Source organism: Salmonella sp. SAL04162 (assembly GCF_046551535.1).
GTDB lineage: Bacteria > Pseudomonadota > Gammaproteobacteria > Enterobacterales > Enterobacteriaceae > Salmonella > Salmonella enterica.
In genome coordinates this window covers 218,522-234,763 of record NZ_JBGDVX010000002.1, presented here as the reverse complement: position 1 = coordinate 234,763, position 16,242 = coordinate 218,522, and the positions used below count along the sequence as shown (strand labels likewise).

29 protein-coding genes are annotated in these 16,242 nt (G+C 48.6%); 26 read left to right on the top strand and 3 right to left on the bottom strand.

From position 1 onward, the window contains the following. Positions 1–182: 182 nt before the first annotated feature. Complete coding sequence (locus tag ACLJRH_RS05350; RefSeq protein WP_000834165.1) at positions 183–386, top strand: hypothetical protein; 204 nt, start codon at positions 183–185, stop codon at positions 384–386. A 136-nt stretch (positions 387–522) separates the two neighbouring features. On the opposite strand, the gene ACLJRH_RS05345 is transcribed toward ACLJRH_RS05350, so the two are convergent. From ACLJRH_RS05345 to ACLJRH_RS05335, 3 genes are read right to left on the bottom strand one after another with little or no spacing between them, the layout of a single operon-like run. Then, complete coding sequence (locus ACLJRH_RS05345; RefSeq protein WP_000097748.1) at positions 523–834, bottom strand: hypothetical protein; 312 nt, start codon at positions 832–834, stop codon at positions 523–525. Beyond that, entirely contained in the window at positions 821–1,291 is a 471-nt protein-coding gene (locus tag ACLJRH_RS05340; RefSeq protein WP_000968836.1) for a hypothetical protein, read from the bottom strand. Before ACLJRH_RS05340 ends, ACLJRH_RS05345 begins: the two co-directional genes overlap by 14 nt. Then, positions 1,291–1,944 carry a LexA family protein gene (locus ACLJRH_RS05335; RefSeq protein ID WP_001104735.1) on the bottom strand — a complete coding sequence of 218 codons (654 nt, stop codon included), beginning with the start codon at positions 1,942–1,944 and terminating at the stop codon, positions 1,291–1,293. The genes ACLJRH_RS05340 and ACLJRH_RS05335 overlap by 1 nt, the downstream gene beginning before the upstream one ends. A gap of 109 nt (positions 1,945–2,053) precedes the next feature. Between ACLJRH_RS05335 and ACLJRH_RS05330 the strand changes: the two genes are divergently transcribed. From ACLJRH_RS05330 to ACLJRH_RS05210, 25 genes are all read left to right on the top strand, one after another. Continuing rightward, positions 2,054–2,263 (top strand): helix-turn-helix transcriptional regulator, encoded by a 210-nt coding sequence (locus ACLJRH_RS05330; RefSeq protein ID WP_001059982.1) that lies wholly within the window; start codon positions 2,054–2,056, stop codon positions 2,261–2,263. A gap of 132 nt (positions 2,264–2,395) precedes the next feature. Next, on the top strand, positions 2,396–2,674 hold the full coding sequence (locus ACLJRH_RS05325) for a lambda phage CII family protein (RefSeq protein ID WP_000424166.1): 279 nt from the start codon (positions 2,396–2,398) through the stop codon (positions 2,672–2,674). Between the two features lie 34 nt (positions 2,675–2,708). Beyond that, positions 2,709–2,855: a DUF2740 family protein gene (locus tag ACLJRH_RS05320; RefSeq protein WP_001125982.1), complete on the top strand. Its 147-nt coding sequence runs from the start codon at positions 2,709–2,711 to the stop codon at positions 2,853–2,855. Then, positions 2,848–3,708, top strand: coding sequence for a replication protein (locus ACLJRH_RS05315; protein ID WP_023223593.1), 861 nt, complete (start codon positions 2,848–2,850; stop codon positions 3,706–3,708). Before ACLJRH_RS05320 ends, ACLJRH_RS05315 begins: the two co-directional genes overlap by 8 nt. A 110-nt stretch (positions 3,709–3,818) precedes the next feature. Next, positions 3,819–5,699 (top strand): toprim domain-containing protein, encoded by a 1,881-nt coding sequence (locus ACLJRH_RS05310; RefSeq protein WP_023223592.1) that lies wholly within the window; start codon positions 3,819–3,821, stop codon positions 5,697–5,699. A gap of 77 nt (positions 5,700–5,776) precedes the next feature. Beyond that, positions 5,777–6,214, top strand: a complete 438-nt coding sequence (locus ACLJRH_RS05305; protein WP_023223591.1) for a recombination protein NinB — start codon at positions 5,777–5,779, stop codon at positions 6,212–6,214. After that, complete coding sequence (gene ninD, locus ACLJRH_RS05300; RefSeq protein ID WP_309064189.1) at positions 6,184–6,384, top strand: protein NinD; 201 nt, start codon at positions 6,184–6,186, stop codon at positions 6,382–6,384. The genes ACLJRH_RS05305 and ninD overlap by 31 nt, the downstream gene beginning before the upstream one ends. After that, a complete protein-coding gene (locus ACLJRH_RS05295) occupies positions 6,351–6,527 on the top strand; it encodes a NinE family protein (RefSeq protein ID WP_000113765.1) in 177 nt (58 codons plus the stop codon). Before ninD ends, ACLJRH_RS05295 begins: the two co-directional genes overlap by 34 nt. Beyond that, positions 6,524–6,907, top strand: a complete 384-nt coding sequence (locus ACLJRH_RS05290; protein ID WP_000177638.1) for a phage protein NinX family protein — start codon at positions 6,524–6,526, stop codon at positions 6,905–6,907. The genes ACLJRH_RS05295 and ACLJRH_RS05290 overlap by 4 nt, the downstream gene beginning before the upstream one ends. Further along, complete coding sequence (locus ACLJRH_RS05285; protein ID WP_000950963.1) at positions 6,900–7,076, top strand: protein NinF; 177 nt, start codon at positions 6,900–6,902, stop codon at positions 7,074–7,076. Before ACLJRH_RS05290 ends, ACLJRH_RS05285 begins: the two co-directional genes overlap by 8 nt. Beyond that, the gene (locus ACLJRH_RS05280; RefSeq protein WP_023223590.1) at positions 7,069–7,674 is read left to right on the top strand and encodes a recombination protein NinG; all 606 of its coding nucleotides are present in this window, start codon (positions 7,069–7,071) and stop codon (positions 7,672–7,674) included. The genes ACLJRH_RS05285 and ACLJRH_RS05280 overlap by 8 nt, the downstream gene beginning before the upstream one ends. Next, complete coding sequence (locus ACLJRH_RS05275) at positions 7,671–7,895, top strand: hypothetical protein (RefSeq protein ID WP_023223589.1); 225 nt, start codon at positions 7,671–7,673, stop codon at positions 7,893–7,895. Before ACLJRH_RS05280 ends, ACLJRH_RS05275 begins: the two co-directional genes overlap by 4 nt. Further along, positions 7,892–8,095: a phage NinH family protein gene (locus ACLJRH_RS05270; protein ID WP_000188966.1), complete on the top strand. Its 204-nt coding sequence runs from the start codon at positions 7,892–7,894 to the stop codon at positions 8,093–8,095. The genes ACLJRH_RS05275 and ACLJRH_RS05270 overlap by 4 nt, the downstream gene beginning before the upstream one ends. Next, the gene (locus ACLJRH_RS05265) at positions 8,076–8,255 is read left to right on the top strand and encodes a hypothetical protein (RefSeq protein ID WP_000219138.1); all 180 of its coding nucleotides are present in this window, start codon (positions 8,076–8,078) and stop codon (positions 8,253–8,255) included. Before ACLJRH_RS05270 ends, ACLJRH_RS05265 begins: the two co-directional genes overlap by 20 nt. Further along, positions 8,252–8,875 (top strand): antitermination protein, encoded by a 624-nt coding sequence (locus ACLJRH_RS05260; protein WP_001235465.1) that lies wholly within the window; start codon positions 8,252–8,254, stop codon positions 8,873–8,875. Before ACLJRH_RS05265 ends, ACLJRH_RS05260 begins: the two co-directional genes overlap by 4 nt. Positions 8,876–9,148: 273 nt before the next feature. After that, positions 9,149–9,346, top strand: a complete 198-nt coding sequence (locus ACLJRH_RS05255) for a hypothetical protein (RefSeq protein ID WP_017441426.1) — start codon at positions 9,149–9,151, stop codon at positions 9,344–9,346. Positions 9,347–9,579: 233 nt separating this feature from the next. Beyond that, a complete protein-coding gene (locus ACLJRH_RS05250) occupies positions 9,580–9,906 on the top strand; it encodes a phage holin, lambda family (RefSeq protein WP_000738703.1) in 327 nt (108 codons plus the stop codon). Then, positions 9,890–10,327: a lysozyme gene (locus ACLJRH_RS05245; RefSeq protein WP_017441427.1), complete on the top strand. Its 438-nt coding sequence runs from the start codon at positions 9,890–9,892 to the stop codon at positions 10,325–10,327. The genes ACLJRH_RS05250 and ACLJRH_RS05245 overlap by 17 nt, the downstream gene beginning before the upstream one ends. Continuing rightward, the gene (locus ACLJRH_RS05240) at positions 10,324–10,791 is read left to right on the top strand and encodes a lysis protein (protein WP_023892132.1); all 468 of its coding nucleotides are present in this window, start codon (positions 10,324–10,326) and stop codon (positions 10,789–10,791) included. The genes ACLJRH_RS05245 and ACLJRH_RS05240 overlap by 4 nt, the downstream gene beginning before the upstream one ends. Beyond that, a complete protein-coding gene (locus ACLJRH_RS05235; RefSeq protein WP_015953503.1) occupies positions 10,779–10,931 on the top strand; it encodes a hypothetical protein in 153 nt (50 codons plus the stop codon). Before ACLJRH_RS05240 ends, ACLJRH_RS05235 begins: the two co-directional genes overlap by 13 nt. 202 nt (positions 10,932–11,133) lie before the next feature. Further along, positions 11,134–11,652, top strand: a complete 519-nt coding sequence (locus ACLJRH_RS05230; RefSeq protein ID WP_023892133.1) for a Rha family transcriptional regulator — start codon at positions 11,134–11,136, stop codon at positions 11,650–11,652. 325 nt (positions 11,653–11,977) lie between these two features. Beyond that, positions 11,978–12,409, top strand: a complete 432-nt coding sequence (locus ACLJRH_RS05225) for a terminase small subunit (protein ID WP_023223408.1) — start codon at positions 11,978–11,980, stop codon at positions 12,407–12,409. Continuing rightward, a complete protein-coding gene (locus ACLJRH_RS05220; protein WP_023223409.1) occupies positions 12,396–13,874 on the top strand; it encodes a hypothetical protein in 1,479 nt (492 codons plus the stop codon). Before ACLJRH_RS05225 ends, ACLJRH_RS05220 begins: the two co-directional genes overlap by 14 nt. Positions 13,875–14,006: 132 nt before the next feature. Beyond that, positions 14,007–15,356 (top strand): anti-CBASS protein Acb1 family protein, encoded by a 1,350-nt coding sequence (locus ACLJRH_RS05215; RefSeq protein ID WP_023892134.1) that lies wholly within the window; start codon positions 14,007–14,009, stop codon positions 15,354–15,356. Continuing rightward, the gene (locus tag ACLJRH_RS05210) at positions 15,316–16,242 is read left to right on the top strand and encodes a phage minor head protein (RefSeq protein ID WP_023223411.1); all 927 of its coding nucleotides are present in this window, start codon (positions 15,316–15,318) and stop codon (positions 16,240–16,242) included. Before ACLJRH_RS05215 ends, ACLJRH_RS05210 begins: the two co-directional genes overlap by 41 nt.

The window sequence follows — 16,242 nt, the reverse complement described above, 5'->3', positions numbered from 1 at the left end:
ACCATCCTGGTGAGTAGTGTGTCCTGTTGATGTGTTTAGTATACGTATGGTAAACATCATTGCAAATACATTTTGTATCCTCATAGTTGTTTTGTTTACATTGTGTTGATTTTTAAAGTGATTTATTTTTTTAAATCCTCTATGCCATACTGTCCTGAACAAAAAACGAGCGAGGAATCTGTGTGAAAAGTGAGGATGAGTTCTTTGCGGAGCTTCACCCGCAAGTGGTTGAGGTTCTCGGTACTGCGCTGATGCAGGTACTGGTAGAGCAGCGCGAACCTTCGCGTGAAGCTTTGATAGAAATGATTCAGGTGCTGTGGCAGGAAGAGGATGTGGACTTGGCTGTAGAACTGGCTATTGATGTTCTGACACTGCCGAAAGAGTAGGGATCTTTGTGGTTACAAGGTGGCGAGCAAATGGATGAAATAGCTATGCGTTTGCGTAATTATCAATGAGTTACGTTGGCGGGCGAATTGTTTACGTAGGGATCGGCAGGCAGTGAACCCCAGCTCGGCGTCAGGGTTACTTTATGTAGTATTTAGAAAAAACGGCTATTAGAACAGTAATAACAAGGGCTATGACAATTTTCCAAGTCTGACCATTCAGCTCTTTGTGTAAATCTTCCTTTGTACACATTGTGGCCTTGATAACAGCTAGATCAGTGCTAATAGAAGCTATTTTCTCTTCCAATTTTTCTACACGTTTTAGCATGTCATCACCACCGCCATTGCCACCACCATGCCGTGAGTATGCATCATCAGTGAAGTGGTGTCCAATTTGGCGAGAGATGTCTTGATTTGGACGAAGCTGAGTAACGGTGTTATTGGAACTCATTGCGAACCACTCCAGCACGCTTAATATCGAAAAAAGAGCTTTTCACATCAATGATTTCTTTGGTGTCTGGATTAACCAGTGATGCTCTAACTTCAAATATTCCAGGGTTAATAATTTCAACCTTAGGAAACGTTATTTTTATGGATGCCGACACAACAGTTTCTCCATCACCAGCTTCTGCAACGGTGAAAAACATATGGTTGGAAAATTTCTTTGTATCAATTGGAATTGGTGTCTCATTGTCATTGAACACCTCGATGCCAACGGAGTATTTCTTGGCCGCTCTAAGACCGATAAAAAAAATACCGAATGACAAATCCACTTCATATGAGTCTTTTGCCATCTCATAGATGAGGACTGGGGCTCCTGATTTGCTGCCATCTATCGCGATCGGGATAACATAAGAAATACGTTCTTTAATCATTTGTATATCACCCAAACATCCCTTATCCATCATCACCCGAATATCTCATCAGGCCATTGGCTGGCTACAACCTTACCTACAACCCTGCATTGTTCGTTACATGGCATTATTGGGAACTGAGGGTTTAGCGGTTGTAGGAATACTTGTCCGCTGTCTTTGATGAGCTTCTTAAAAGTGAACTCATCACCACATAACCTTGCAATGCAAAAATCGCCTGGGTCTACAGGAACTTCTGGGTCTACAAGAATCAGCATTCCTTCAGGAAAGCTTGGTCGTGATCCCGCTGGAGCCGTCATTGAGTGGCCTTCAACTTCAAGCCAAAAAGATGAATCACTGGCTTTTTTGGTCGTACTAATCCAGCATTCTGCATCTCTCTCGGTGAATGTGCGAAATTCTGGTGTAAACATTCCAGCCTGAACGTGAGAGAAGAATGGGTATTCAAATTGAGGTTTAACAGGCTTTTGTTCTGTTGATTCTCCAACGCTAAAGGTTCCGTCAGCGTTGAACCTCACGTCTGTAACTCCAAGATATTGAAAAATTGCTCCAATTTCTTGTATTGATGGGTTCCTTCTTCCGTTAAGCCAATGACTAACAGCACCTTTGGTTACACCAAGGTGTTCAGCAACTTTATCCTGATTCAATCCAAGCTGATCAATCCTTTGCTTCGCTATGTCATACCAGTTCATTTTCATCCTTAAATTATACAATTTGTATCAAACAAGAACAGTCACAACTCGTAAACTATGTATTGCGATATTGAATACGATGTGTATACTTATTGGTGAGGAGGATCCTATGAATAATATTCGCAATTTTCGCGAGCGCTTCGGTTTAACGCAGGAAGATCTTGCGAAAGTACTCGGTTGTACGCGTGGTGCAGTTTGTCATTACGAGACAGGCAGAAGGGGAATGGACATCAATCTTTGTCGCGCTTTTATCAATGCGTTCAAAGAATACGGTTACGAACTAACCATAGACGATCTTTTTCCACCAAAGGCTGCGTAAGCAACACCACTTCCAACAACGGACATTCGTCCTACGTCGCTGAAAAGCGAACTCCAGATAACAAATAAACCACAGGTTTATGCGCCAGTGCGCATAGCCACAACTAACTATTAACTACAGGAATGTTCACATATGGAACTCACAAGCACTCGCAAGAAAGCCAACGCAATTACCAGCAGCATTCTTAACCGGATAGCTATTCGTGGTCAGCGGAAAGTCGCTGATGCGCTGGGCATTAACGAATCTCAAATTTCACGATGGAAAGGCGATTTCATTCCGAAAATGGGGATGTTATTGGCGGTTCTGGAGTGGGGTGTTGAGGATGAAGAGTTGGCAGAACTGGCAAAGAAAGTTGCGCATCTGCTGACAAAAGAAAAAGCCCCGAAGAACGGCGAATTCTTCGAGGCCTGATGTAGAAAGACTGGATCAATCCACAGGAGTAATTATGCCAAAACAACTCAGTCCTGACCAGGACAAATTACACAAAAACATACTACGTGATCGCTTCCTGTCCAGCTTCAAGCAGCCTGGTCGATTCCGGGCTGAGTTGGAAAAAGTGAAGCTGATGCAGAAGGAGAAAGGTCATGAGTAATCTTGCAACCGTAACACATTTAAGGCCTTCACAACGGCCTGTGGAGCGTCGTGTGGCAGAAGTTGAAGATGGTTATACCCGTCTTGCAAATGTCCTGTATGAAGAGCTTATCGGCGCAGATTTAACGAAAAATCAGAGCAAGGTTGCCCACGCCATATGCCGTAAAACATACGGCTACGGTAAAAAGATGGATCGCATCTCTGATAGTCAGTTAGCTCAAATTACCAGGCTGCCAAGACAGAAGGTAAACAAGGCCAAGAATGAGCTTATCGCGATGAAGGTTATCCTTCGCGAAGGCCAGCAAATCGGGCCAAACAAGAACATCGAGGAATGGCAAATCGAAGGCTGTCACTACTCTGGTGATAATGTCACTGCATTGGTGACAAAAAGTGTCACCAAAACGGTGACAGCGCTGTCACCAAAACAGGGACACACAAAAGAAACTATTACAAAAGAAAAAAGAAATAATAAAAACACTATGTCCGAAAGTGTTCGGACGGAGTGTGAAAAATCACCTGACCGTTACGAAGAAACCGACAAGGCATTCGAGGAAATATTCTGGTGTGCAGGCATGCGGAAAGCCGGGAAGAAAAACGCAGCTTCGGCATTCAGAACACAGTTCAGGGAGTGGCGTAAAACTACCAGGGGGACGGCAAGCGAGTTTGCCACGATGCTGGCAGAAGACATCGCATGCAGGAATGGTAAGCAGTTCGGATTCGACAGGTTGTTACCATCGAGCTACCTGAACGGTCAGCGCTGGAACGACGAAAAGCCAGAAACAATTCAACCACAATCCAAACCATCATCCGCAATCACCGTATCGAAAACTGGCTACGTGTTTTTCGACAGGTGAATCATGAAATCCAGAATCAAATCGTTACTTATCGCTGGCTATAACCGTGGCTGGCTTAGTTCTGCATTCGTTGAGTTCTGGTTTAACCGTCTCGATCTGAGGTCAGCGTAATGACTCCAAGTGAACTGAGTGACCTGCTATGGACGCAGGTAGACAGGGTGGCCCCGCACCTGTTGCCAAACGGCAAGAAAGAGGGGCATGAGTGGGTTGCCGGTAACGTCAACGGTGACAAGGGAAACAGCCTGAAGGTCAACCTTAGCGGCAAGAAAAAATGGGCTGATTTCGCTGAGGGCGACGGCGGTGACATGCTTGATTTGTGGATGGCCTGTCGGGGAATAAATCTGCATCAGGCTATGCAGGAGGCAAAGGCATTTCTCGGTATCAAGGATGATGACCACCATTTCGACGCCAGACGTGAGAAGAAATTCTCCAGACCTGATCGCAAGAAAATCGCCCGCTACGTTACCAGAACAGAATCCCATCTTGAGTACCTGCAATCGCGTGGCATATCTCCAGAAGTCGTAAAGCGGTACGAGGTGGTCAGCGGCAAGGTGTGGAATGGAGAGCGAGAACTGGATGCTTTGGTGCTTCCGTACAAACGCGATGGTGAGTTGTTGCAGGTCAAGAGAATCAGCACCGAACGTCCGGACGGGAAGAAAGTCATCATGGCAGAAGGCGACTGTGAACCTTGTCTGTTCGGATGGCAGGCTCTCGATGCTGGCGTGAGGGCGGTTGTACTTTGCGAAGGCGAAATTGATTGCATGAGCTATGCGCAATACGGAATTCCGGCGCTATCTGTCCCGTTCGGTGGCGGGAAAGGCGCTAAACAACAGTGGATTGAGTTTGAATACCATAACCTCGACAGGTTTGAGGAAATATTCATTTCGATGGATGTTGATGATGTAGGTCGCGAAGCTGCAAGGGAAATCGCAAGCCGACTGGGTGAACATCGCTGTCGTCTGGTTACGCTGCCACACAAAGATATCAACGAATGCCTGATGAACGGCGTCACCGAGGATGAAATCTGGCAGTACATCGGGACAGCGTCATATTTCGACCCGGAAGAACTCTACAGCGCTCGTGAGTTTTACCAGGATACAGTCAATGCTTTCTACGGCAAGCAGCAGTATCTGTTTAACCCACCGTGGGAAACGCTGGCTTACAACTTCCAGTTCCGCGAGGCGGAGTTAACTCTTGTCAATGGCGTGAACGGTCATGGAAAAACGGAGGTTGTCGGGCATATGGCACTTGAGGCCATGAGGCAGGGGGTAAAAACATGCGTCGCCTCGCTTGAACTGAAGCCAGGAATTCTGCTTAAACGCCTGACCCGGCAGTCTACATGTTGCAAAATGCCGCCAGTTCTGGAAATTGAATCAGCATTTAAGTTTTACGATGACCGGCTCTGGTTATTTGGCCTGACAGGTACGGCCAAGGCGGAACGCCTGATTGAAATTTTCACATATGCCAGACGGCGATACGGCATCCAGTTATTCATCATCGACAGCCTCATGAAGTGCGGTATTGGCGATGACGATTACAACGGACAAAAGGCGTTTGTTGACGCGCTGTGCGACTTCAAGAATAAAACCAACTCTCACATTATTCTCGTCACTCACTCCAGAAAGGGAGACAGCGAGGAGAAACCTACCGGAAAGATGGACGTAAAAGGCTCAGGAGCGATTACAGACCTGACAGATAACCTGTTTATCATCTGGCGCAATAAAGCTCGCGAGAGAGCGTTACAGCGCGTTCAGGCTGGCGAGCAAATTAACGAGAAAGACCAGCAACTTCTTGCTGCACCCGCATCTGTTTTAATGCTTGAGAAGCAGCGAAACGGGGAAGGGTGGGAAGGTGGTGTGCCGTTATTTCTTGACGAGCAGTCTCACCAGTTCCTGCAAATGGAAGGTGCGTCACCATACAACTATATCGCTAACATGCCGAAATCGGAGTATGACGAAGTGTGGAGGCAGGAGAATGTTACGGAGTACTAAATGACCATCTACATCACTGAGCTGGTAACAGGCCTGCTGGTAATCGCAGGCCTTTTTATTTGGGGGAGAGGGAAGACATGAAAAAACTAACCTTTGAAATTCGATCTCCAGCACATCAGCAAAATGCCATTCACGCAGTACAGCAAATCCTTCCAGACCCAACCAAACCAATCGTAGTAACCATTCAGAAACGCAACCGCAGCTTAGACCAAAATAGGAAGCTTTGGGCTTGCCTTAGTGATGTCTCACGTCAGGTTAACTGGCATGGTCGCTGGCTGGATGCAGAAAGCTGGAAGTGTGTGTTTACCGCAGCATTAAAGCAGCAGGACGTTGTTCCTAACCTTGCCGGGAATGGCTTTGTGGTAATAGGCCAGTCAACCAGCAGGATGTGTGTAAGCGAATTTGCGGAGCTATTAGAGCTTATACAGGCATTCGGTACAGAGCGTGGCGTTAAGTGGTCAGACGAAGCCCGGTTAGCACTGGAATGGAAAGCGAGATTTGGAGACGCCGCATGAAACACTGCTACCGCTGCGGAGAAAGCAAAGACGATTATCGATTCCGGCCAAATCAACCTTATTGGCACCAATGGTGTATCAGATGTGAGCGGTCGCCAGTAGGTAATTTCCCGGCGCCAGAGACGAAGGAGGACGTATGGCACGACAGCGACGAAGTATCACCGACATAATCTGCGAAAACTGCAAATACCTTCCAACGAAACGCTCCAGAAATAAACCAAAGCCAATCCCAAAAGAATCTGACGTAAAAACCTTCAACTACACGGCTCACCTGTGGGATATCCGGTGGCTTAGAGAACGTGCGAGGAAATGACAATGGATTATTCACAGTTAAGTGATTTTGAAATTAACAAGCGAGTGGCAATCGCAAATGGACTTTTGGTTCAGGGCATTGATGATAGTAAAGCCACTGGAATGACTAGCAAATATCACGAACTCCGGCCGCACACTGTTTGGGTGAGTGATGGTAAAAACCCATGGGTGCAATATGCACCAACTCTTTGCTGGGAGGATGCTGGACCTGTCATCTTGAAGAATCGCATCAGTCTTGTTTGGGATTGCGCTGAAGATGGCAGTTCTGAATGGTGGAATTCTGTTGATCAGTTCGATTCTTGCCGAGTTCAGTACCAGTCTAATCCCCTCCGCGCCGCCATGATTGTCTTTCTCATGATGCAGGACGCTAATAATGCTTAGCCCATCCCAATCCCTTCAATACCAGAAAGAAAGCGTCGAGCGGGCTTTAACGTGCGCTAACTGCGGTCAGAAGCTGCATGTGCTTGAAGTTCACGTGTGTGAGCACTGCTGCGCAGAACTGATGAGCGATCCGAATAGCTCAATGTACGAGGAAGAAGACGATGGCTAAACCAGCGCGAAGGAAATGCAAAATATGCAAGGAATGGTTTCACCCGGCATTCTCAAATCAGTGGTGGTGCTGCCCGGAACACGGAACTCAGTTAGCACTCAAACTACAAAGTAAACAGCGAAAAAAAGCGGAAAAAGCAGCAGAGAAGAAACGACGACGAGAGGAGCAGAAACAGAAAGATAAACTGAAGATTCGAAAACTCGCCTTAAAGCCCCGCAGTTACTGGATTAAACAAGCCCAACAAGCCGTAAACGCCTTCATCAGAGAAAGAGACTGCGACTTACCATGTATCTCGTGCGGAACGCTCACGTCTGCTCAGTGGGATGCCGGACATTACCGGACAACTGCTGCGGCACCTCAACTCCGATTTGATGAACGCAATATTCACAAGCAATGCGTGGTGTGCAACCAGCATAAAAGCGGAAATCTCGTTCCGTATCGCGTCGAGCTTATTAACCGTATCGGTCAGGCCGCGGTAGACGAAATCGAATCAAACCATAACCGCCATCGCTGGACTATCGAAGAATGCAAAGCGATTAAGGCGGAGTATCAGCAGAAACTTAAAGACCTGCGTGACAGCAGAAGAGAGGCAGCATGAGCAAAATCCAATACCCAATGACCACTGCGGCAATTTTCAATGACGTTGTCTATCCGCTGCATTTCGACAATGCCGGCAAGGTTATGCAAGAAATGGAAGGCGCTGTTAACTGGTTCTGCAGGTGGTGCAACGAAGAGAAAGACGCTGTGAAAGTGAGATTGTTGGTCAGTTGCTGGGGTCAATATCTGATTTATGAGCAGGTTATCCGGGAGGCAGCATGACGCCATCTATCAAAACCATCCCAGAGTTGCTCATTGAGACATATGGAAACCAGACAGAAGTAGCACGGCGCTTATCGTGCCACCGCAACACAGTCAGGCGTTATCTGTACGACAAAGAAGCCAGGTATCACGCCATCGTTAACGGCGTTTTAATGATTCATCAGGGCGGGAGAGGTATCTATGACCGTAACCAGCATTAACCAGGCGAAACAGCAGCGTGAACGTGACGAAGCTGAATTGCGCAGCGTCAGAGAGATGACGGAGCAACACCAGAAGGCGATGGATTATCTGCATGAGCGAGAGCGTGAACTGGTGAACCGGCTTGGATTGAACAAGCCGGCGGGAGGCGATGCTGCATGAGACTCGAAAGCGTAGCTAAATTTCATTCGCCAAAAAGCCCGATGATGAGTGACTCACCGCGGGCTACGGCTTCTGACTCTCTTTCCGGTACTGATGTGATGGCTGCTATGGGGATGGCGCAATCACAAGCCGGATTCGGAATGGCTGCATTCTGCGGTAAGCACGAACTCAGCCAGAACGACAAACAAAAGGCTATCAACTATCTGATGCAATTTGCACACAAGGTATCGGGGAAATACCGCGGTGTGGCAAAGCTTGAAGGAAATACTAAGGCAAAGGTACTGCAAGTGCTCGCAACATTTGCTTATGCTGATTATTGCCGTAGTGCTGCGACGCCGGGAGCAAGATGCAGAGATTGTCACGGTACAGGCCGGGCGGTTGATATTTCCAAAACTGAACAGTGGGGAAGAGTTGTTGAGAAGGAGTGCGGAAGATGCAAGGGCGTCGGCTATTCAAGGGTGCCGGCAAGCGCCGCATATCGCGCCATAACGATGCTAATCCCAAACCTTACCCAACCCACCTGGTCACGCACTGTTAAGCCGCTGTATGACGCTTTGGTGGTGCAATGCCACAAGGAAGAGTCAATCGCAGACAATATTTTGAATGCAGTTACGCGTTAATAGCATGATTGCCACGGATGGCAACATATTAACAGCATGATATTGACTTTTTGAATAAAGTTGGGTAAATTTGACTCAACGATGGATAAATGCACTCGTTAAATAAAGCCCTGAGTTTAACAGCTCGGGGCTTTTCGCGTTTTAAGCACGACATTTCTGAAAGCGCCCTATCACCAATCACCAGAACACATCCAGATACCCTTGCACATTCGTGGCGACGGGGTAGTGACGCTTTCACCCTATAAACAACCACCAATACCAATAGGAATAACAATGCTTACTCTCAAGACGATTAACTCAGATAAAGACACCTCTATTTTCCAAGTGACAGGTGATGTCAGCTACGTGAAAGAGTCAAGAATGATTTTCTTCACTGGATGGCATGGAGGTGATTCCGAAGTGCTACTTGACGATGGAGAAGTTGCTTACGTCTGCAATGAAAAAGGCGTGACAGTAGCTACATTCCAGTAGTCATTACAAAGCGTCTATATATGGGCGCTTGATAATGACCAAAAGAAAACACAGCACTCGGCTGGGCTTCGTGAAATGGGCGGCAAGAGACTGTTGACGCAGCCTCCTGCCTGATTTGCCCATGCCTTTAGTCACGAACAAACCACGTTACTAATCACTGTATCCTGGATTTGTTATTTCCAATATCAATAATTCATAACATTGAACAAATCCTCACGGTCGTGAGGTAAGACATGAAAAAGATGCCAGAAAAACATGATCTGTTAACCGCCATGATGGCGGCAAAGGAACAGGGCATCGGGGCCATCCTTGCGTTTGCAATGGCGTACCTTCGCGGTCGGTATAATGGCGGTGCGTTTAAGAAAACACTAATAGACGCAACGATGTGCGCCATTATCGCCTGGTTCATTCGTGACCTTTTAGTCTTCGCCGGACTGAGTAGTAATCTTGCTTACATAGCGAGTGTATTTATCGGCTACATCGGCACAGACTCGATTGGTTCGCTAATCAAACGCTTCGCTGCTAAAAAAGCCGGAGTCGATGATGCAAATCAGCAGTAACGGAATCACCAGATTAAAACGTGAAGAGGGCGAGAGACTAAAAGCCTATCCAGATAGCAGGGGGATACCAACCATTGGGGTTGGACATACCGGAAAAGTGGATGGTAATCCTGTCGTATCAGGGATGACAATCACATCCGAAAAATCGTCTGAACTGCTTAAAGAGGATTTGCAGTGGGTTGAAGATGCGATAAGTAGTCTTGTTCGCGTCCAGCTGAATCAGAACCAGTATGATGCACTATGTAGTCTTATATTCAATATAGGTAAATCAGCATTTGCTGGCTCTACCGTTCTGCGCCAGTTGAATTTAAAGAATTACCAGGCAGCAGCAGATGCTTTCCTGCTATGGAAAAAAGCTGGTAAAGACCCTGATATTCTCCTTCCTAGGAGGCGGCGAGAAAGGGCGCTGTTCTTATCGTGAGTAGTATTAAGGCAATTATTGCGTCTGTCATTATCTGCATCATCGTCTGTCTTTCGTTGGCTGTTAATCATTACCGTGATAACGCCATTACCTACAAAGAGCAGCGCGATAAAAAAGTCAGTGAACTGAAGAAGGCGACCGCCACCATTACTGACATGCAGCAGCGCCAGCGTGATGCTGATGCACTTGATGCTAAATACACGAAGGAGTTAGCTGATGCGAAAGCTGAAAATGATGCTCTTCGGCGGAAGCTTGATAATGGTGGCAGGGTGCTCGTCAAAGGAAAATGCCCTGTGCCATCCTCAGCCGAAACCTCCAGCGCCTCCGGCATGGGCAATGATGCCACCGTCGAACTCTCTCCAGTTGCTGGACGAAACGTTCTCGGTATCCGGGACGGAATCATCAGAGACCAGACAGCACTAAGAACGCTTCAGGAATATATCAGGACGCAATGCCTTCAATGATAGCGATAATTTTACTCATCATCCTTCACATTTGGCTCTGTAGACAGGGTGGTGATCACTTCTGGAGTGAATCCAGATTAAACATCTCATTGCTGATGCTTGAAGTAAAGCATATGGCGCGCGGTAAGGGGCTGCGTTGAGATAAGAGCCAGTTCATTACAAATACCAGGATTTAGCCTCGCATTCGCGGGGCTTTTTATATCTGAATTTCACAGCGCATCTCACGCGCATATTAACGAGAGCCTTTCAGTAAGCGAGCCTGAGAAATGCCGTTATAGGTGGCGACCTCTCTCGGGCGGCTTTTCTGTGAGACAGGCTCACTTTCTAAAAGGTAAAGACGCTATGAATCATCAATTGGCTAATCTCGATTTCCGGGACATGGTGGTTGTTTCTGGTGATCGCGTGATCACAACCTCCCGCAAGGTAGCAGCTTACTTCGACAAGCAGCATCACCACATCATTCAGAAAATCGAAAAGCTAGACTGTTCGGATGAATTTCTAACCAGCAACTTTTCGCGGGTTACCTATGAACACAAGGGTAATCAGTATGTTGAATATGAAATTTCCAAAGACGGCGCGATGTACATCATCATGTCGTTTACCGGCAAAAAAGCTGCCGCCATCAAAGAGGCGTTTATCAAAGCATTTAATTGGATGCGTGACAGGCTGATGGAGATGGCTCACTCATACCAAAGAGAGCACAACGAGTTAATGCTGGAGTTCATGAAGGAAAAGGATGTTGCCAGTATGTCAGGACGCTTGCTGAACCGCTGGGGAAAAATTAAGAAGCCTCAGCTACTGGCGAGAATTGAACGCCTTGAACAGCACGGGCAAACCGTAATCCCCGGACTCACCAATTAACGGCAGTACAGCGAAACAACCCAAGCCAGAAAGTGGGGAAATAACAGCGTTGTATCGTCGCAGTATCACCGCATTAACAATGACCGCAGCCCTTAATGGGAGCTCCTTCTGCGTGAGTGTGCAATGATAATCAATAACGATGCATACCGGGGTTTGCAGCTTTTACGATGGCTGGTCTATCCCTCATTGCTCGCCATCTCGATGCGGGGGTAGAAGAAATCGAGAGTGTTTTACAGTTCTTTCCACCACGAGGGCTCTATAAAGCAGAATTTGTTTTATGTGCGCCTCCGGGTGATATACCAACTAAGTAGAGGAATATTCCAATATGACAGGTCTGACAATTAAGCAAGAAGCTTTCTGTCAGGCATACATCGAAACGGGTAATGCTTCTGAGGCTTATCGGACGGCGTATGCTGCTGACAAGATGAAGCCGGAGGCAGTACATGTTCAAGCATGTAAGTTGCAGGATAACCCTAAGATAGCCCTAAGGATAAAAGAATTGAGGGGCGAGATTAAGCAACGTCATAACGTCACCGTCGATTCTCTCCTCGCTGAACTGGAAGAGGCTCGACAGAAAGCTTTGAGCGCAGAAACGCCTCAATCATCAGCGGCTGTAGCGGCAACGATGGGTAAGGCCAAGCTTACCGGGCTTGACAAGCAGGTCGTGGAGTTAACAGGTCAGGGTGGCGGCCCAGTTCGGGTAGTAACTATGTCGCCTGACGATATTAAGCGGGTGATGGAGAATGACGACTGCTGACGATTCCATCCGCGCCAGCATGTGCGAGGCTGACGGGCTTTATTTTGCGCGTTACTTCTTCAAGCAGCGCACCGGTGGCAAGATGATTGTTGCGCCTCACCACAAAGTGATTCAGCAAACACTGGATCGCGTCATTGATGGTGAGATACAACGCTTAATCATCAACGTCCCCCCTGGCTACACAAAAACAGAACTGGCAACCATCAACATGATGGGGCGAGGGCTGGCACTCAACAACCGCGCTCGCTTTATGCACCTGTCCTATTCGCACAACCTGGCTCTGCTGAACTCCTCGACCGCGCGCGGCATGATTAAGTCGCAGGCGTACCAGTCTATGTGGCCTATGGCATTGCGTGATGACGCAGACAGCAAGGCTATGTGGTGGACTGAACACGGCGGCGGTGTCTATGCGTCGTCAGCTGCCGGACAGGTTACCGGATTCCGTGCCGGGCATATGGAGCCAGGCTGGCAGGGTGCGCTGATCATCGATGACCCGGTCAAGCCGGATGACGCTTATTCCGATACTGTGCGAAACGGCGTTAACAACCGCTTTAACGAGACAATCAAATCACGACTGGCGATCGAGACGACACCGATGATTGTCATCATGCAGCGCATTCACTACCACGACCTGAGCGGCTATCTGCTGCGTGGCGGGAGTGGAGAGAAATGGCATCACCTGAATCTGCCGGTGATTATCGACAATAGTCAGCCATACGCTGCGCAGTATCCTGAAAATACCCACGCTATACCAATTGACCATGGCCTGCCTGATGGCTGGCTATGGCCGTTTAAACATAACGAATCACATCGTGTATCGCTGTTCTCGCACCGTCGCACCGCCGAAGCTCAGTACATGCAGAAGCCTCGCAGGTTTAATGCCGAAGGAGCCCTGTGGACAGAAGTGATGATCAGCGCAGCGCGAGAACTGCAAATTCATCATGATAAGGTTCGCACCGTCGTAGCGATTGACCCGCAGGCAACGAATAGCGATGAGAGCGATGAAACGGGAATTGTTGCTGCAAGCTCATATGGTGGCGGCGATAAAAAGCAGTTCTCTGTGGATGGAGATTACAGCGGCAAATATTCGCCCGCAGGGTGGGCCAAGAAAGCTATATCGGCCTATGAGCAGCACGAAGCTGACGCGATAGTCATTGAGACGAACCAGGGCGGAGACATGGCGGAGGAGACACTCCGCAACGCCGGGTTCAAAGGTCGCATCATTCGTGTCCATGCCAGCAAAGGGAAGTATGCCCGCGCGGAGCCGATATCGGCGCTCTACGAACAGGGGCGAGTGGCAAATCACGGCAATCTCTACGTGTTGGAGAACCAGCTGATGGAATACATACCCGCCACCGCGAAGAAATCACCTGACCGGCTCGACGCGATGGTTTACGCACTGACAGAACTGAATGGATCGCAACCTGTGGGGATGATGATTCCTAAGCGCCTTCGGGGGGGATAATCATGAAAGACAAATGCAAATGCCCTGGCTGTGAACGCAAAAGAAAAGGTTGGCCTGGTTATCAGCCATGTGCCAAAAATTATCCCGCTGGGGAAATTGCTCCACCACCTAAGCGACCATAACGGACAAACCATGACTGACAAATTAACACTAGCCGTCAATCACGCGCTGAATAACGTCAGGCTAGCTCGCGCCCGTATGGGGATGCTGGCACCAACAATGGGTCTGGATAATAAGCGTCATTCCGCATGGTGCGAATACGGCTTCCCTGAGCAGGTAACATACGAAAATCTCTATGCGCTCTATCGCCGCGGTGGCATAGCCCACGGCGCAGTTGAGAAACTGGTTGGCAAGTGCTGGCAGACGAACCCGGAAATCATCGAGGGTGACGACGCAGACGAGAGCGAAGATGAAACCGCGTGGGAGAAGAAAACGAAGCTGGTATTCACCAACCGATTATGGCGCTCATTCGCTGAGGCGGATCGCCGTCGTCTTGTCGGTCGATATGCCGGAATACTGCTGCACATCCGCGATGAAAAAGACTGGAATCTGCCTGCCACGAAAGGCCGTGGGCTACAGAAGGTTTCCGTGTCATGGGCTGGGTCGTTGAAGGTTGGCGAGTGGGACACTGGCATTAACTCTAAGACATACGGCCAGCCGAAGATGTGGAAGTACACCGAACGGTTGCCGAATGGTTCAAGCCGCCGTGTGGATATTCACCCTGACCGAGTATTCATCCTGGGTGATTACTCAGAAGATGCAATCGGATTCCTTGAACCAGCATATAACGCCTTTGTCAGTCTGGAGAAGGTGGAGGGTGGTTCAGGTGAGTCGTTCCTAAAGAACGCTGCACGCCAGCTTAATGTCAACTTCGAAAAGGAAATCGACTTCAAAAATCTGGCGTCGCTGTATGGCGTGAGTATTGATGAACTACAGGATAAGTTTAACGAAGTTGCTGGGGAAATTAACCGTGGTAACGACGTGCTAATGACCACGCAGGGGGCGACAGTTACACCCCTCGTTACATCAGTTGCAGACCCTACAGCAACATACAACGTGAACCTCCAGACAGCAGCCGCAGGGGTAGATATTCCTACGAGAATTCTGGTTGGTAATCAGCAGGCAGAACGTTCAAGTACTGAAGACCAAAAATATTTCAACGCCCGATGTCAGTCTCGCCGCGTAGACCTGTCATTCGAGATAGAGGACTTTTGCGACAAGCTCATTGAGCTGCAGATTATCGACTCCGTCAGCCAGAAAGCGGTGATATGGGATGACCTGAACGAACAGACCGGTACTGAAAAGCTCACCAACGCCAAGACCATGGGCGAGATTAACCAGACCATGCTGGGCAGCGGTGACAACCCGGCGTTTAGCCGTGAGGAGATTCGCACAGCTGCGGGCTATGACAATGATGACGAAGAGCCGTTAGGAGAAGAGGATGGCGACGAAGAGGACAAAGCCACCGATTCTGCCGCGTAACTATCAGGATCCGACCGGAGCCGATGCGCTGGAACGCCGGGCAATGAAAGACTTCTCCAGGCGGATGAATAAGATTGGCAAAGCGTACAAATCAGCACTAGACAAAATACCTTCCTCCCTCGCAGTAAACGCCAGATATGAATACCAGCTAAACCCAACGCTGCTCTCCATCATCCTGAACGATGCCAGTTACCTGGTAGACCAAGTGCTGCTTGATGGTAACGAATACGACCTATGGTTTTACGAGTACATCGAACTGGCTGCTGAGAAAGGGACAGGGCAAACCTTCTACAACCTCAGCCAGCAATCACCTGTGTATGCAGCAGGACGCGAGTCACTGGCGGCAATCCTCGCAAGTGACTCGTATCAGCAACGTATGGCGCTGGTACATGCGCGTGTGTTTGAGGAAATGAAAGGGCTGAGTGCTGATGTTAAGCGCGACATGGCACGAGTGCTGACTGATGGCGTGGGGCGAGGTCTTAATCCCCGTGACATTGCTCGTAACCTGACTGCACAGGCTGGCATAGAGAAGCGCCGGGCGAACAGGATAGCGCGCACTGAAGTGACTACCGCGCTGCGTCGAGCCAAGTGGGATGAAGACAAGGAGGCGAATGACCTCTTCGCCCTGAAAACGCTTCTGGTTCACATCTCGGCGCTGTCACCGACAACGCGACACACCCACGCCGTGCGCCATGCTCACCTCTACACAAATGAAGAGGTTCGTGAATGGTATGCAAAGGATGCGAACAGTATCAACTGCAAATGCAGCCAACAGGCAGTTCTGGTTGACGACGATGGAAGGCCTCAGTTCCCAGACACCATTACCAAACTCAAACAGGAATATAAATCGATGCAGGCGCGCGGTTACGCCTGGGCGGAGAAATAA